Raw genomic sequence first — 16,250 nt, 5'->3', positions numbered from 1 at the left:
GCGATATCCACAGCATGGCGACCCATCATCAAGCCTCCGCCCACTCGCGCGGCCGAGGCAGACCGCGCGAATTCAACGTCGATCAGGCGCTGGATCGGGCCGTGCGTGTATTCAGCGAACGGGGCTACCACGGTGCGTCGATCTCCGACCTGACTCACGCCATGCGTCTGGCGCAGGGGAGTCTCTACAAGGCGTTCAAGGACAAGCAACAGCTTTTCCTGGCGGCGTTTGACCGATACCGCGCGCAGCGGATGGAGAAGCTGCGCCATGCCATTGGCGAGGGCGGTACTGGCCTGGAACGCCTGCGCAAGACGCTGGTTTTTTATGCCGAATCGTCTCACGGGGCGACCGGCCGGCAAGGATGCCTTGTTGTCGGCAGCACGGTGGGGCTGTCGGCGTTCGAGAAACCGCTGGCCGACCACATCACCACGGCGCTCGCACGTAACGAAGCGTTCCTCGCCGAGCTGATCCGCCAGGGACAAGACGACGGTTCCATTGCCGCCCACGTCAATGTCGAGGCGGCCGCGCGGATGCTGTTGTGCCTGACGCAAGGCATGCGCGTGGTCGGCAAGACACGCCGCAGCCGCGAAGACATGCATGCCGTGGTAGACGCCGCGCTCAAGGCGATCGCCTGATTTTCTTGCCTATTTAGGAAATGACCAATTCCATTTGAGCGAGGATAGACCTGTATGAAGATCGCATTTCTTGGCCTCGGTACGATGGGCCTGCCGATGGCAATCAATCTGGTCAAGGCAGGCCATGCCATGCGCGGCTGGAACCGCTCGCCGGCACCGATGACGAAGCTCGCCGCGCTCGGCGCGGAAAGCGCCGCCACACCGCGGGAAGCCGCCGCCGATGCCGATGTCATGATCTCGATGCTGGCGGACGACGCTGCTACACGCGCCGCCGTGCTCGAAGCGGGAATGCTGGCCGTCCTCAAGCCCGGGGCAATCCATGTGAACATGGCAACGGTATCGGTCGCCTTGGGGGCCGAACTGGCGGCGCTGCACCAGACGCAAGGCATTGGATACGTCGCCGCACCGGTGCTCGGCCGGGTGAATGTCGCCGAAGCCGGAGAGCTCAATATCCTGGCCGCTGGCGCCGCCGAGACGGTGGCGGCCGTGCAGCCGCTGTTCGACGTGCTCGGCCAAAAGACCTGGTACCTGGGAGAGCGGCCCGAGCAGGCCAATGCCGCCAAGCTCGCGGTGAACTTCATGATTGCCAGTGCCATCGGCACCATGGGCGAGGCCGTCGCGCTGGCACAGGGGCATGGCGTGGACAAGGCCGACTTTCTTGAACTGGTCACGTCGACGGCGTTTGCCGCACCGGTCTACAAGGGCTACGGGAAGGCGATCGCCGAGGAACGCTTCGAGCCGGCCGGGTTCAAGCTGGCTCTCGGCCTCAAGGACATACGTCTTGCGTTGGCGGCAGCCGAGCAGGTCAACGTACCGCTGCCGTTGGCAAGCGCATTGCGCGATGCCCACATCGAAAGCCTCGCGCACGATGAAGGCCATCTGGACTGGGCGGCGTTGTCGCGGACGTCGGCACGCCGGGCAGGGCAGGCATGAGAGGTACGAGACCTCGAGCAAACGTCTGCGTGCTTAAGCCTTGCTATGCGAGATGGCATTCAGCGGACAAATGTCGGCCTCCATGCGCGCCCATATCGGAGCGATGTTCAGGAGCGTGCGGCCAATCTGGTGATCGCCAAATTCCGCCACGGTGACTCGCGGCAAGGACCCGCAGCTGCATACGCATGCAGTGGTACTGAATATGACCCAGCGCGCGGATGGCGCCTGGCGCGCCTTGTTGAACGAAGATCTCTTTCACGCGAAGAAGGCGATCGATAGTGTGTATCAGGTCGAGGTGGCGCGAGAGCTGATGGTCCTGGGCTATCGGAGCTTGGCTTCGATGGCTGGCGTTAGCTCCCCGAGTCGCGCGGCCTTGCTCTGTGGCGTCAGCGCGGCGATCAGTGCGTGCACGTCGTTGCTCCCCATACAGCGCTGGATTCGAATTCGGATTAAGAAGAGTTGCTGCGTTGATAGAACGCCCCCATGAGGGTGCCGTTGGTTCACACGTTGTCGCGGTGTTCAGCCACAACTGTTTGTCAAAGGCATGAGCCGATGCTGCAGAGCACGATATGCATGGGGCCGGATCAGCGCTGTCCCATGCAGATAAGGAACAGCGAAAATCCGAAAACATGCGGAATCGCTTTCGCTATGCTGCCTTCGTTCAAGCGGCGGCGAACAACCTGTCGTTGGCCGCCATCGTCATCCACTGGAGGAAGCGTGGCTCAATACAAGTACGCTAGACACCTGACATTGGCCGAGGAGTCCATCTATGACTTCGAGCTTCCACCGGGTGCACAGGCGCACAACGCCGGCATCTACAGGTGTATCGGCTGTGGCGACGAGATTGCGGTTGCCAAGGGGCATACCTTACCGCCCCAGAACCATCACCAGCATTTGCCCGAGGCGGGCCGTATTTCGTGGCAGTTGCTTATCCGAGCCGAACAGAAACCATAACTGCCGGAAGAGGATGTCCCGCTTTTATGCTCGGATCGAGGATCCAATTAACGGTCATAGCGCAACCCCGCTCGAGAGTGGCGTCAGCGATCGCGGTAGGGAGCGAGGCAGACGTTCACAACTATGGCGGCTGCTCGGCAGTGAACCGAGAACTCCACGATGAAGCCCCGCTATCGGGTCGTCCAATGCCGTATCCAGATTTGCTCTCTACCGGTCCTCTTGTTATCTGCCATGTTGGACACTGAGGCGAGAGTCGAATGCCCACGGCGGGACCACGACCCGATGCCGGAGTCGAAGGACGCTTACCGCTTCCAGTGAGAGTCCTATCTTGCGGTGGCGAGTAGCAGGTAGCAAGGGAGTCCGACGCAATGGTGGATGTTTTCGCGCTGGAGGCGTTCAATGCGGCCCATGGGGATGCATTGCTATTGCACTATGGCCGACGGCAACAACCAAGGCTAGTCCTGATCGACGGCGGGCCGGGCGGCGTCTATCAGAGTACGATTCGGCCACGCCTCGATCAACTTGCCGACGAAAGGCGCGTCCGGCCTCTGCAGATCGCGCATATCATCGTTTCGCATACAGACGACGATCACATTGCCGGGATACTGGAACTCCTCCAGGACCGGGACGACCCGCCAGCTGAGTGCCGCCACTATTGGCTCAACACGTTCGACGAGCCCAGGACGGGCACGCTTCGTACGCCCGCACAAATCATCGGTGTAAGCCATCTCAATGAGCAATCGCCAGCCGATGCCAGGCTCTTGCGCAGTGTTCCCCAAGGCAAGCACCTGCGGGATTTAATCCGCGAGCGCGGCTTCGGTATCAATGGCGGGGCCGCGCAGCTGGTTGCCGGTCCGGGCGGTACACGGCTCGAGTTGGATCCAAATTTGACGGTGACCTTGGTTGGGCCGACCTCCGAGCAGTTGCGCAGGCTCGAAAAAGAGTGGAGGGCCGCGTCGGAAAGTCGCCCGTTGCAACGCGCATACTTGGACAGTTCGATATTCAATCTATCGAGTCTCGTCATGGTGATGGAGGCTTCCGACTCATCTGGGAGGGTGCGTCGGATGTTGCTCTGTGGCGATGCGCGTGGTGACCACATCCTCGACGGACTTCGAAACGCGGGATATCTGGATAGTGAAGGACGGGTCCATTTCGACCTGCTGAAAGTGGCGCACCACGGTAGCGACCGGAACCATACTGCTGGCTTCTTCCAGCAGGTTACCGCCGATCACTATGTCATCTCCGCCGACGGACGCTATGGGAATCCATCCGCGGCAGTCTTGGTATGGATCGACGAAACCGCCGCAACGGACTATACGATTTGGCTAACGACAACGAGAAGTAGGGCCTTGGAGGGAATCGCTACCGCTCTGGAAGCAGTGCCTTCGCTGTGTGACCACCTTCGGTTCCGCGACGGCGAGGAGCTGTCGGTGAGTGTTGAGTTAGCGATGGAACGCAGACTTATCTTGGACGCGGTGCGCGTAGGGCGCTAGCCGCTGTCGCTGCTTCAACTGACGATGTCTTGCGAAGCGACGACGGTCCACGGCGGGCTTGCCGGCGAGGAGTCGGAGGGGGCGCGGACATGTCGATGAACCTCGTCGCAGATGTCTATTCGCGGTTCAGAATTCTCAGCGACGTCTTGCTCCCGTTCGAAGGCAAAGGGGCCGTTGTTTTGCGTAATTTTGTTACTCACACACTGACGGCGTGACGCTGCTTGTCGCTTGCCTAGTAACAAATTTAGTTGAACAAACTTTGCAGAAAATTGTTACTCCGTTGAACGGTTCAACTTAAAGTGTTCTTTGGATGTACGGCGGCCATGTTACATCTTCAGTCTGTCAGGTAGCGTGCGAAGGGGCGTGTCTCCCCGGCAGGTTATTCGTCTGCCAGTTTAAACGTGCCGTCGCCGCTCGCAATAATGCGTTCTGACCTGATCAGCGACGCCAGTCCTTCCAGGACATCGGCTACTTCCATCTCGAGCAGCTTGGCGATTTGGACCGCGTGCAACTTCTTGACGCTTGCACTGACGAGGTCGAGAATCTGGCCTTCGGGCCCCGACTCATAAGGTAGCCAGCTCAGCCGGCGGTGCTTGTCTGCGGTCCTGTCAATCTCAGGTTCCCGCTCTCTTTGCCGTGCAAGAAGTCGGTTCCGCATTTGCTCGTCTTCTTCGGCACTGGCGCGCTGTCTCTCGCGCTCTGCCGCAAGCCGCTGCGGACCTTGAGCAATAAAGGCGTCCATCACCTCGATCGGTCCCTTTCGGAAAGGCACTCCTCGAAATGCGCCGTGCTCATATAGCAGCTGTCGCAACCGTTCACATCGATACGATTCGCTCTCGCAGACGTCGGGTAGGTATTGCGCCTGTTGTTCCGCCGGTATGTCACGGTAGTAACGGCCACCAATCATGACGTAGCGCTCGATGAGGCGGAGCAACAGGTCTTCTCTGCTTAGTTCGTCGGGGTTTCCCATTGCCGCTCACAATGAAAAGAGGGCTGGCTCATCGAGTTAAAAATTGTAACAAATCTGTGCAGAAATCGAGCGGGCGGTGCCGGTGAGCCGGCGGCTATCTGCGGCGCTGCACGCTCACTGGCGCGATCGCGATGACCCGCTCTGCTATGCGTTGGGTTATCTGCGGGGCGTTCGCGCGCCACGAACCAACATGGTCGCGACTGCTACGCAACCATCACACTATAGCGCGCGTGGCCTTCGGCAACTGGTGTGGCGGGCCATGTCCGCGTTTAACGCGTCTCTCACCCTCAATGAGCGTGACCTGGGTCAGTGGTCTGCGCACATACGGCCTGGCGATTTGTCGCATGGTGTCGTGGCACGGGCGCTACCCGAACGATTGCGCGGCAAAGATGGTCCGCTGCAAATTACCGTGCGACAGCGACTTCGGCGCTGACTGGACGAGGCCGTCAGCGATCAGGTGTCATGCTCGGCGAACAGTTCCAGCCAGCCCGCGAGCCGATGGGACTGACACGCCTGCGCTAGTTGCCCGAGATTCCGCCAGAGCGTTGTGAAGGGGAGGTGTTGCTGGTTAGCGAGCTGCTCGATGGCGAGAATCAGCAGTGAAAGCGGCGTCTCATCCAGCAGGTGCCCGAGATGAGGGAACCACTCGGACACCACGCGGCCTTCGGCCAGCATGGAGGCCAGCACGTCCGACGGCAAAGAACCGCGGTAGCTGACGCTAGCTGTGCGGGCAGCCATGTCGAGCCAGGGGCGCGGTGCCAAGGGTTGCAGCGTCGAGATGTCGAGTCCTAACACGCGCACAATGCCGAGCGGGTCATCGGGGTCAGCAGCCACGGCCAAGAACCTCGCTTGGCGTGCGGACAGCTGCAGCGCCATCCGGCGCGCCGTCACCGCAGCCTGTTGCGCCGGCGTCAGCGCGAAAACGAAGTTAGTCATGCCAGTTAAGCGGTGAGGGTAGCCATAGTATTACAGGTCCGTCACGCTGCACCCACCGTTCCCCGTGGGCTGGTACCTTGGTTCCGAATCCGCCCATACAGTGGGGCTGTGCGGGTTGGGCGAGGCGGCCCAGGCGCGATGTAGCCGCGCCGGTTCGCTTCTGTGGGGTGGCGCACACACGTGCGCCAATATGGCGTTGATCCACGCAGCGCCGCATAGCGACTTTTCGGCGGGTTCGAACGTGTCCTAATGGCTGTGCCTATGGTGCGTGTCCGGATAATGCGGATGCCGATGGATCAGCACCTCATGCCGATGCCAATGGCGGTGCGGTTCGGCCCCTTCCCACGGAAAGTCATGCTCATGTTGATGGTGCGCGTCGTGCCGGTGGGCATGGCTGTGCTCGAGCGGGTCATGGGTATGCTCATGCTCGTGCCGTTCCCGGAGGTGCAACCAGATGCCGAGTGCCATCAAAGCTGCGGCAAGCCAGAACGTGACGCCTGGCACGTCGGGCCATATCGCCAGCGATATGACGACGCCAAATACCGGCGCAATCGAAAAATAGGCGCCGGTCCGCGCAGTGCCCAGCCAGCGCAAGGCTATGACGAACAGGGCGAGACTGACGCCGTATCCCGCGAAGCCCACGACCATGGCAGCCAGTGTGCTCGCAAACGGCGGCAGATCCGCGCCGGTGGCAAATGCCAAGCTTGTATTGCAGACGCCGGCTACCAGTCCCTTCAGGCAGGCAATGACCAGCGCGTCGTTGTTGGAAACCTTGCGTGTGAGGTTGTTGTCGACGGCCCAGCAAAGGCACGCTGCCACGACCAGAATCGCCCCCGATGCGAATCTGACTTCGCCCGGCTGCCACGAGAGCAGGAGCCCGCCCGCCACGATCGCGACCATCCCTAGAACGATCTGACGATCGGCGTTTTCCTTGAAGACCACCCAGGCAATCACGGCGGTCAACACTCCTTCAACGTTCAGCAGCAGCGACGCGGTCGCGGCGCTTGTCTCGTTCAGGCCCGTCATCAATAGGGCCGGGCCGGCGACGCCCCCGGCAATAATCGCGGCAAGCAGCCACGGCCACTCTGCGGGGGGAATGGCAAGCGTGCCGCCTTCGGCGCTTTGACGCGCACCAAAGAGTCGGCGGGCACCAATTGCGATGAGCAGGCCGATTCCGCTGCCCAAGTAAAGCAGTCCCGCCAACATCAGCGGCGATATTCCCCCGGTCAAAGCCTTGGCCAGCGGAGTGCTGGCTCCAAAAAGTATCGCGGCAGCGAGCGCCGGGGATGCTAAGCGTAGTGACATGGCGTATTGCGGTTGGCATAGCGGAATGGCATTGTCGCGCGCATCCGACAATTGAGGCGACCAGGTGATTGGGCGGCCCTTTACGCGGCAGGGGTGCGCCAATGACGCCGGCATATTCCTGTAGAATCCGGCGCATGTCGCGAATTGTTGCCATCCTTTTGATGCTGATGCTCCCGCTGCAGGCTCTCGCTGCAGTGGAGCGGCAATTCGCGCATGCGTCCGGCCCGGTGCTGGACCATATGGTTGTCCACGCCGAGCACGTGCCGCATCATCATGACGACGATGGCGATATCCACGAGGACGACTCCAGCGCCTCGGCGTCACACCAGTTGGACTTCGAGCTCGCCTCGAACCTCTTGGGAACGGTAAGCCTGGCTTACTCGCTTCCCGTCCTGCCGCCGCGTTACCAGACGCCCCTGTTTGACGGCGCTGTGATACCGGATCCTACCGGCACACCACCATTACGCCCACCTCACGCTCCTGTCTGACGACGGGGTAGCGTTCGTTTGTTCGTCTGCTGCGACGCCTTTTTACGGGTCGCGCCCCGTCGCATTGCTTCTTCAAGCCATTCGCGTTGGGGTTTTTCATGCAGAGATCATTTCTACTTCTGGTGGCAGCGCTCGTGCTGTCGCCCCTTACATACGCCCAAGCGCCCGCTGAGCGATCCGCGCCAGCGGACCTGCAGTCCCTGTTCGAGGTCGCATGGGAGCGTTCGGTCGCGCTCCAGACGGCCGAGGGGCGGCGACAGGAGGCCGCTGCAAGTCGTATTCAGGCGGATTCGCTGATCGCCGGACCTCCCGTCGCCGACCTGCGTCATCGTGGGGACCGGTTCACGGACGGGCGGGGCGTTCGAGAAAGCGAAGTCGCGCTTGGCGTGCCTATCTGGCTGCCGGGTCAGCGAGCGGCGAGGGGCGAGCTCGCTGACGCCCAGCTGGCGGAGGCGGATGCCAGAGCGAGACTTGCCAGGCTGGCCGTTGCCGGCGAATTGCGGGATCGGGTCTGGCAGCTTGCGGCGGCTGCGGCCGAGCAGGAAGTGTTGCGCCGACGCGTGCTAAACGCCACATCTTTGCGCGACGATGTGGCACGACGGGTTTCCGCCGGCGATCTTGCCCGGACCGATCTGCTGCTAGCGGATCAGGATCTTCTCGCCACGCGCGCGTTGTTGACCGACAGCCAGGCACGGATGACCGAACTGTCAACACGGCTGTTCCAATTGACCGGTGCCTCCGCGCTGCCGCTGCGCTACGAGGAGCGACCTGCCATGCCCGAGGCCGTCTCGGCCCACCCATCGCTGGAAGCCGCCGCCGGAGGCCTGCTCCGCGCGCAACGACAACTCGGGTATCTGCAGAAGTCCCGCCGGGACGCTCCGGAGGTAGGGGTCTCCTATCGCCGTGATGCGGCCGGTGGCGGCGCGCCGTCCGACCAGACCGTGGGCGTGTTCATTCGGATTCCGTTTGCGACGGACGCCCGCAATCTGCCAAGGGAAACTGCCGCTCAGACCGAAGTCATGACCGCACGCGCGGAGCGGGAGCGCATGGAGCGCGTGGTGCAGTCCGAAGCGGAGGCATCGCGACAGGCTCTCACGCTGGTGGAGCAGCAGCTCAAGCTCAGTGAGCAGCGCAGCGCGATGCTCGCCGAGCGCGCGGTCCTCCTGCGCAAGACCTTCGATGCAGGCGAAATCGGCCTGACCGAGGTATTGCGCGCACAAAACCAGGCGCTGGAAGCCGAAGCCGACGCAGCGCGACAGCGCGCGCGGCGCGGCGCTGCCATCGCCAATCTCAATCAGGCTCTGGGAGTATTGCCATGAATCGTTGCCTCATCGCGCTTGTGCTGCTGTTCGGATGCGGCCTTGGATACGCAGCCCCCGGCGCGCACGGCCCAAGTGGCGAACATCTTGACGCCCCGGCCGCAACTTCGGCCGGGACCACAAGGCCGACCATCGAAGCAAACACCGAAGCGTTCGAGCTAGTCGGGACGCTCTACGACGATGAGTTATCCATACTCGTCGATCGCTATGCGACCAACGAGCCAGTGACAGCAGGCACGCTAGAGGTCGAGCTAGGGGAAATCAAGGCGCAGGCCAAGCTGCATGCCGATTTGGGGGACTTTTCCTTCACCGATGCGGCACTGCTGAAGGCGCTGCAGGCACCGGGGCAGCATGCGCTCGTCTTTACGCTGGTTGCCGGCGCCGAATCCGATCTGATCGAGGGGCGTATCACCGTTGGTGGCGACGAACACGGCCACGACCACGTTGCCTGGAAGCCCTGGGCCGGCGCTGCGATCGCAGTGGTCCTCGCACTGGGGCTGTTCGTCATGATCCGCCGGTATCGCCGTCGGACTGGCGCGATGAACCGATAGGCCGACATCACATGAAAAACACGACATTCTGCCGGGCGCTGCTGGTGGCCGCCGCCGCGGCCCAATTCAGCGCCATCGTTCCCGCCTGGGCCGCTCCGGGCGCCCATGGTCCCGACGGCGAGCATCTTGACGGACCCGCGCCAACTGCAGCGGCCGGGCTCGCGCGGCTTCCTGATGGCAGCGTGCAGGTGCCCAAGCTGGCGCAGCGCCGGATGGCCATTCGTACCATCATGCCGCAAGCTGGCGAGCATCCTGTGTCGCTGGAGCTCAATGCGACTGTGGTGATGGACCCGAACGCGGGTGGCCGCTTGCAGGCCGGACACCCCGGCTGGCTTGAGGCGCCGCCGGGCGGATTCCCTGTGCTGGGCCAGCGTGTGCGAAAGGGCGACGTCATGGCGGTGTTGCGGCACAAGAACGAACCTTTCGACATCGGCAATCAGCAAGCTCAACTGGCAAACCTGAGCGCGAATTTGAAGCTCGCGCAACAGCGCCTGCAGCGGCTGGAGTCGCTGCAGGACAGCATCCCCCGCAAGGACATCGAAGCTGCACGCGCCGAAGTCCAGAGCCTGTCCGGTCAGCGCGCCGCCGTGGGAACCAGCCTGCATCAGACCGATGCGCTGCGCGCGCCGGCGAGCGGCATTGTCGCCTCGGCCAACGTCGTCGCAGGTCAAGTCGCCGCAAGTGATGACGTCTTGTATGAAATCGTCGACCCGACCCGCTTGATGGTGGAGGCCCAGAGCGCCGACGCCTCGCTCGCTGGCCGGATCCGGGATGGAGCCCTGGCAAACGTGCAGGGCGGGGCGTTGCAGTTTGTCGGCGCGGGCCGCAGCTTGCGCAACGGCGCGGTACCGCTGACGTTCCGGCTTGCCGGCCAGACGTCGCTCCCTCTTGCGGTCGGGCAACCCGTGACCGTCGTTGCGCACCTGACCGACACGGTGAAGGGAATTGTGCTGCCAAGCGAAGCGGTGGTCCGCGGGCAGAACAATGAGACCAGTGTCTGGATCAAGTCCGGGACCCAGCGCTTTATCGCACAGCCCGTCCAGGTACGTGTCCTGGATGCGCGCAATGTCGTCGTGGTTGACGGTCTGTCCCCCGAGAACCGCGTGGTGGTCAGCGGTGCCTCGTTGATCAACCAGATTCGGTAGGGGCGGGCATGTTCAACTGGATAGTTCGTGCCAGCCTCGGCAACCGGCTGGTGGTGCTGGCCCTGGCTACGATTTTGATGGCGTTCGGGGCCATGACGGCCTGGCGTACGCCCGTGGATGTGTTTCCGGACCTCAACAAGCCCCTGGTGACGGTGATCACGGAGGCAGGCGGCATGGCGCCCCAGGAGGTCGAGTTGCTGGTGTCCTTTCCCATCGAAACCGCGCTCAATGGCATGCCTGGCGTGACGCGAGTGCGTTCGGTCTCCGGCGTGGGACTGTCGATTGTCTATGCCGAATTCGATTGGGGGAGCGACGTCTATCGCAACCGGCAATTGGTGTCGGAGCGCCTGGCGCTGGTGCGGGAGCAATTGCCCGGTGGACTGACGCCCATCATGGGGCCGGTTTCGTCCATCATGGGCGAGATCATGCTCATCGCCTTGCCGATCGACGCTCAGAGCGTCAGCCCGATGGTGGCACGCGAGTACGCCGATTTCGTTCTGCGCCCGCGGCTGCTGTCGGTGCCGGGCGTATCACAGGTGATTCCCATTGGCGGCGAAGTCCGTCAGCTTCGGGTTGAACCGGACACTGCACGGATGGCGCAGTTCGGTATCTCGCTCGGCCAGTTGTCCGACGCGCTGCGGGACTTCGCCAGCAACAGCAGTGGCGGCTTCATCGACCTGAACGGCCGGGAATATCTGATTCGCAACCTGGGCCGTACGACGCGCCTGGATGATCTCGGCGGGCTGGCCGTCGCATATCGCGATGGTGCCCCGGTGCTGCTCCAGCAGGTCGCCAGTGTGCGCCATGCCCCCGCGGTCAAACGCGGCGACGCCGGGTTCAACGGCAAGCCGGCCGTTATTGTCAGTGTGCAAAAGCAACCGGACGCCGATACCGTCAAGCTGACACGCGAACTGGAAGCGGCGCTGGCCGAGCTCAAGCAGGGCATGCCCAAGGGCCTGGAAGCGCCGCGCGTGCTGTTCCGGCAAGCGGATTTCATCGAGGCTTCCATCGGTAATGTGGTTGAGGCACTGCGCGACGGCGCCATCATGGTCGCGATCATCCTCTTTGCCTTCCTGCTCAGTGCTCGCACGACCGCCATTTCTCTGATCGCCATTCCGCTGTCCCTGGCCGTGACGGCGCTGGCCTTTCACGTGTTGGGCCAGTCGATCAACGTGATGACGCTGGGGGGCTTGGCCATCGCCATTGGCGAATTGGTCGACGATGCGGTGGTCGATGTGGAGAACATCCTGCGCCGGCTCAAGCAGCGCAAGACCATGACGGAGGCGCCTGCGGTACTGGAGACGATCTGGCGCGCGTCCGTGGAGGTGCGCTCGGGCATCGTCTATGCCACGTTGATCGTCGTCCTGGTGTTCGTGCCGCTGTTTGCGCTACCAGGCATCGAGGGCCGGTTGTTCGCGCCATTGGGCGTGGCCTATATCGTGTCCATCCTTGCGTCGATGCTGGTGTCGATGACCGTCACACCGGTGCTGTCCTACTACCTGCTTCCCGGCATGAAGCGCCTGGACCATCCCGATAGTCCCTTGGTGCGATGGCTCAAGCGGGTCGATACGCGCGTGCTGAACTGGTCGTTTCCGCGTGCCCGGGTCATTCTCGCTGGCGCCGGGATCGCCGCGCTTATCGCGGCGGCATCGATACCGTGGCTTCCGCGGGCCTTCCTGCCGGCTTTCAACGAGGGCTCGCTGGTCATGTCCCTGATGTTCAATCCGGGCACATCGCTGACGGAGGCGAACCGCATGGGCGCCTTGGCCGAATCGCTGATTCGCCAGGTACCGGAAGTCACGCAGGTGGGCCGCCGTACTGGCCGCGCGGAGCTCGACGAGCATGCCGAAGGGGTGCATTCGTCCGAGATCGATGTCGACCTGAAGCGTTCCGATCGCAGCCGCGAGGAAGTCATGGCCGCCATCCGCGCACAACTCTCCTCGCTGCCTGCATCCGTCGCCATCGGGCAGCCGATCTCTCATCGCCTGGACCATCTGCTGTCGGGCGTGCGGGCGCAGATCGCCCTGAAGATCTACGGCGACGACCTCGATACCCTGCGGGGCTTGGCGGAATCCGTCCGCGGTCGCCTGGCGCAGGTGCCCGGCCTGGTCGACATCACGGTCGAGAGACAGGTATTGATTCCACAGGTGAACGTGCGCCTGGATTATCGAAAGGCCGCGCAGTATGGCATCACGCCCGGCGATGCGCTGGGCGCCATGCAGACGCTCTCCGAAGGCGCACGGGCATCCCAGGTTATCGAGGGCGTGAGACGTCATGATCTCGTTGTGCGGCTGGCCGAAACGCAGCGCACGCCACAGGATCTGGCGCGCATCATGATCCAGTCGCCACGCGGGCCCGTGCCGCTGGCCGCCATCGCATCGGTGGAAGAGGGCGATGGCCCCAATCAGATCGGCCGGGAAAATGGCCGGCGACGAATCGTCGTCTACGCCAATACCGACGGCTCCGACATGGGCCGCATCATCGCCGGAGTACGGGGCGCGGTCGCGCAGTCCAGTCTGCCGGGCGGGTACTTCGTCAGCATCGAGGGGCAATTCCAGGCGCAGGAGCTGGCTACGCAGCTGATTGCTCTCCTGGCCGTCATGTCATTGGCGTTGATCTACCTGGTGTTGTATTCCCGATATCGCGCGCATCGGCTGACGCTGATCATCATGGCCAACATACCTTTCGCGCTGATTGGCAGCGTCATTGCGATGTGGGCCGCGGGCCTGACGTTGTCCGTCGCATCGATGGTCGGTTTCATCACGCTGACCGGCATCGCGACGCGCAATGGCATTCTCAAGGTCAGCCATTACATCAATCTTTGCCGGCTCGAAGGGGAGTCGTTCGGCATGCCGATGATCGTCAGAGGCTCGCTGGAGCGTCTGACCCCGGTGCTCATGACCGCTCTCGTGGCGGCATTCGCTCTGACGCCGCTATTGGTGGCGGCCGATGCGCCCGGCAAGGAGATCTTGCATCCGGTGGCCGTCGTGATCTTCGGGGGGCTGGTCAGCTCGACCTTGCTGGACACCGTGCTGACGCCGCTGGCGGTATGGCTGTTCGGGCGTGAATCCATCGAAGAACTCGCCGGCCAAGCCGGCACGCACGCCTATTGAAATGGGTCAGGGCGGCGCCCTCGAGCCGCCCACTGTTTTTTGGAGTGGACTATGAACCAACGCATTGCCGCGGCGCTGGCCGCAATCTGCATCTCGATCTCGGGCACGGCGATGGCGCACGGCGCTAAGCCGGCGCAGTACGGCGGCGTCGTGCAGACGGCGAGCGATATGCAGTTCGAACTGGTGGCAAAGGACGGCAACGTCAGCCTGTACGTGGACGACCATGACCAGAAGAAGTCGGTCGCGGGCGCGAGCGGCAAGCTGACGGTGCTCAATGGCAGCAAGAAGAGCGAGACGGCGCTCAAGCCCGCGGAAGGAAATGTGCTGGTGGGCGCCGAACAAATCGCCGTGGCTCCCGGTGCGAAGGTGGTGGCAAATGTCGCCTTTGCCGATGGCAAAACCGTAACCGTCAGGTTCGCGGTGAAGTAAGCCTCCGCGCTTGAGGAGGTGGCCATCCCTCCTTGCGAAGGGATGGCCAAATGCGTCTTCGGTGCTACCTTACCGTCAAATCAACACTAGACGGACGGAGACATCATGCTGCGCAGCGCCATTGTTCTTATCTTTGCGGTCCTCGGTTTCGCGTCTACTGCGGCGTGGTCGCATAGCGGCGGCACCGATCGAAATGGCTGCCATATGGACCACAAGACTGGCATTCGACATTGCCATTGATCTCGCAGCAGGCTGCCAGCTGCTGCGTTCAGATGCGTTGCGCTGGTGGCCAGTTGTGCGTCTCCGATTGGCAATCCCTGCACCAGGCGTACAGCGCATCGTAGAGAACCATGCCATGGCGAAGCATCTCGTGATCGTCGGCAAAGCGCCGCGATAAACCGAGCGAGATGGCATAAAGTCCCGCCGACTGTGGCGTGAGGTCCAGCCTCGATGTGTCCGCGCCACGCACGATGGCGGCAAGCTGCTGCAGGGCCGGCTCGGCTAATCCGTACTTATCGAGAAAGGCATCGAAGCTGCAATGGTCGCCGACATGCGACAACTCCACATCGGGCACATCATATGGAACGGCGCCAGTGCTTTGTGCAACAGCCAATACGTCGGCCGGCGGCACATACAAAAACTCAGGCGTCTCATCGATATAGCGGGCGATCAGCCAAGGACAGGCAATGCGGTCGATCTTTGGCCTTTCGCGGGTGACCCATTTCATGGTCGTCTCCTCATGGGTACGGGTGCCTGGCCGCCCGCATCAGGGTTTCAGGACCGCAGCAGCGGATACACCAGGAGACCCACTGCCGCGGCGCCAGCGACAATCGCCGGTTCCGGCAACTTCTTGAATCGCCAAAGCAGCAGCACGGTCACGATCGCCAACACCAGTGTGGGTGCATCGATAATGGAACGTTTAGCCAGCACAACGACGGCGCCCGTGATGGCCCCGACTGCGGCGGCTGTCACGCCGTCCACGAAGGCGACAATGGCAGGCAGCTTCCCGTACTTCTTGAAGTAGGGCGCCGGAATCACGGTGAACAGATAGCACGGCAGGAAGGTGGCCAACGAAGCGACGATGGCCCCGGGAAGCCCAGCCACCAGATAGCCGATAAAGCCCACCGTGATGACGACGGGACCCGGCGTAATCATCGCCACCGCTACCGCATCGACGAACTGCTTTTCGTTGAGCCATTGATGCTCGGTCACGACGCCGCCGTACAGGAACGGAACGATGGCAAGGCCCGAGCCGAAGACGAAGGCGCCAGCCTTGGCAAAGAACAACCCAATCTGCGTCAGCAACGGCAAATCGAAGTTGGTCAAAATTCCCGAGCCCGGCGCAATTTGCCACGCAGCAGCGATCGGCATGCCACCTTGTTTGAACCACTTCGGCGGCGCGCGCCAGAACCACACGAGGACGCCGGCGGCAATGAACAGCCACGCGATCTCTGATTCCGTGATGATGGTGACCGCGACCAGGACGGCATAGATGGTCCAGAGCAAGGGGTCACCGCCAACACTCTTGCGCGTCAGCTTGTACGCACTGATCGCGATAATTCCGATCACCGCGGCACCCACGCCGTAGAAGACCGACTGCATCCACGTCAGGCCGCCAAAGCGCACGTATGCCCAACCCAGCGCCAACACCATGAGGAAGGACGGAAGCACAAAGGCGATGCCGACCAGGGTCGCGCCGGCAATACGGTAGTGGACAAAACCGAGATAGATGGCAAGCTGTGCTGCCAGCGGGCCGGGCGCCAATTGGGCCAGGGCCAGTCCTTCCTTGTAGTCGGCCTCGGTGAACCAGTTGCGCGACTCGACAAGGTCGCGATGCATATAGCCAGCCAACGCCACGGGGCCGCCAAAGCCCAGGGTGCCCAGGCGCAGCATGTACGCCACCAGTTGCCACAGGGTGTAAGACCCCCCTGAGGGGGACGGAACGGTAGTGCGATCGGCTTTCATTGGTGCATAGGTAA

At 62.6% G+C, this 16,250-nt stretch carries 16 protein-coding genes; 11 read left to right on the top strand and 5 right to left on the bottom strand.

Annotated features, from left to right (window positions below; translation table 11 throughout):
* Positions 1-101 precede the first annotated feature (101 nt).
* The 4 genes from HTY53_RS05825 to HTY53_RS05810 all read left to right on the top strand — a co-directional run bounded on the left by HTY53_RS05825 (position 102) and on the right by HTY53_RS05810 (position 4,015).
* Positions 102-635, top strand: a complete 534-nt coding sequence (locus HTY53_RS05825; RefSeq protein ID WP_174105584.1) for a TetR/AcrR family transcriptional regulator — start codon at positions 102-104, stop codon at positions 633-635.
* 54 nt (positions 636-689) lie between these two features.
* Positions 690-1,568, top strand: coding sequence for an NAD(P)-dependent oxidoreductase (locus HTY53_RS05820; protein ID WP_174105506.1), 879 nt, complete (start codon positions 690-692; stop codon positions 1,566-1,568).
* A gap of 202 nt (positions 1,569-1,770) precedes the next feature.
* Positions 1,771-2,055: a relaxase domain-containing protein gene (locus tag HTY53_RS24730; RefSeq protein WP_238508903.1), complete on the top strand. Its 285-nt coding sequence runs from the start codon at positions 1,771-1,773 to the stop codon at positions 2,053-2,055.
* A gap of 835 nt (positions 2,056-2,890) precedes the next feature.
* Positions 2,891-4,015 carry an MBL fold metallo-hydrolase gene (locus HTY53_RS05810; protein ID WP_174105505.1) on the top strand — a complete coding sequence of 375 codons (1,125 nt, stop codon included), beginning with the start codon at positions 2,891-2,893 and terminating at the stop codon, positions 4,013-4,015.
* Positions 4,016-4,394: 379 nt separating this feature from the next.
* Here the strand turns inward: HTY53_RS05810 and HTY53_RS05805 are convergent, their stop codons facing one another.
* The 3 genes from HTY53_RS05805 to HTY53_RS05795 form a co-directional block, all read right to left on the bottom strand.
* Positions 4,395-4,985, bottom strand: a complete 591-nt coding sequence (locus tag HTY53_RS05805) for a hypothetical protein (protein ID WP_053821808.1) — start codon at positions 4,983-4,985, stop codon at positions 4,395-4,397.
* Positions 4,986-5,438: 453 nt separating this feature from the next.
* Positions 5,439-5,921, bottom strand: coding sequence for a hypothetical protein (locus HTY53_RS05800; protein WP_053821809.1), 483 nt, complete (start codon positions 5,919-5,921; stop codon positions 5,439-5,441).
* 246 nt (positions 5,922-6,167) lie between these two features.
* Positions 6,168-7,226 (bottom strand): DMT family transporter, encoded by a 1,059-nt coding sequence (locus HTY53_RS05795; protein WP_053821810.1) that lies wholly within the window; start codon positions 7,224-7,226, stop codon positions 6,168-6,170.
* Between the two features lie 134 nt (positions 7,227-7,360).
* Here HTY53_RS05795 and HTY53_RS05790 point away from each other — a divergent pair, with 134 nt between their 5' ends.
* From HTY53_RS05790 to HTY53_RS25015, 7 genes are all read left to right on the top strand, one after another.
* Positions 7,361-7,714 carry a hypothetical protein gene (locus HTY53_RS05790; RefSeq protein WP_053821811.1) on the top strand — a complete coding sequence of 118 codons (354 nt, stop codon included), beginning with the start codon at positions 7,361-7,363 and terminating at the stop codon, positions 7,712-7,714.
* Positions 7,715-7,812: 98 nt separating this feature from the next.
* Positions 7,813-9,033, top strand: a complete 1,221-nt coding sequence (locus HTY53_RS05785; RefSeq protein WP_061959896.1) for a TolC family protein — start codon at positions 7,813-7,815, stop codon at positions 9,031-9,033.
* Entirely contained in the window at positions 9,030-9,584 is a 555-nt protein-coding gene (locus HTY53_RS05780; RefSeq protein ID WP_053821813.1) for a hypothetical protein, read from the top strand. The genes HTY53_RS05785 and HTY53_RS05780 overlap by 4 nt, the downstream gene beginning before the upstream one ends.
* 11 nt (positions 9,585-9,595) lie before the next feature.
* Positions 9,596-10,729: an efflux RND transporter periplasmic adaptor subunit gene (locus tag HTY53_RS05775; RefSeq protein ID WP_053821814.1), complete on the top strand. Its 1,134-nt coding sequence runs from the start codon at positions 9,596-9,598 to the stop codon at positions 10,727-10,729.
* 8 nt (positions 10,730-10,737) lie between these two features.
* On the top strand, positions 10,738-13,842 hold the full coding sequence (locus HTY53_RS05770; RefSeq protein WP_053821815.1) for an efflux RND transporter permease subunit: 3,105 nt from the start codon (positions 10,738-10,740) through the stop codon (positions 13,840-13,842).
* 51 nt (positions 13,843-13,893) lie between these two features.
* Positions 13,894-14,271, top strand: a complete 378-nt coding sequence (locus tag HTY53_RS05765; RefSeq protein WP_053821816.1) for a hypothetical protein — start codon at positions 13,894-13,896, stop codon at positions 14,269-14,271.
* Between the two features lie 105 nt (positions 14,272-14,376).
* On the top strand, positions 14,377-14,511 hold the full coding sequence (locus tag HTY53_RS25015; protein ID WP_099047658.1) for a YHYH domain-containing protein: 135 nt from the start codon (positions 14,377-14,379) through the stop codon (positions 14,509-14,511).
* A gap of 28 nt (positions 14,512-14,539) precedes the next feature.
* Here the strand turns inward: HTY53_RS25015 and HTY53_RS05755 are convergent, their stop codons facing one another.
* Positions 14,540-14,998 (bottom strand): chromate resistance protein ChrB domain-containing protein, encoded by a 459-nt coding sequence (locus HTY53_RS05755; protein WP_053821817.1) that lies wholly within the window; start codon positions 14,996-14,998, stop codon positions 14,540-14,542.
* Between the two features lie 47 nt (positions 14,999-15,045).
* Positions 15,046-16,236, bottom strand: a complete 1,191-nt coding sequence (locus HTY53_RS05750) for a chromate transporter (RefSeq protein ID WP_053821818.1) — start codon at positions 16,234-16,236, stop codon at positions 15,046-15,048.
* Between the last annotated feature and the right edge of the window lie 14 nt (positions 16,237-16,250).

The organism is Cupriavidus gilardii (assembly GCF_013314895.1).
Lineage (GTDB): Bacteria > Pseudomonadota > Gammaproteobacteria > Burkholderiales > Burkholderiaceae > Cupriavidus > Cupriavidus gilardii_C.
This window is presented reverse-complemented; position numbering and strand designations above follow the sequence as displayed.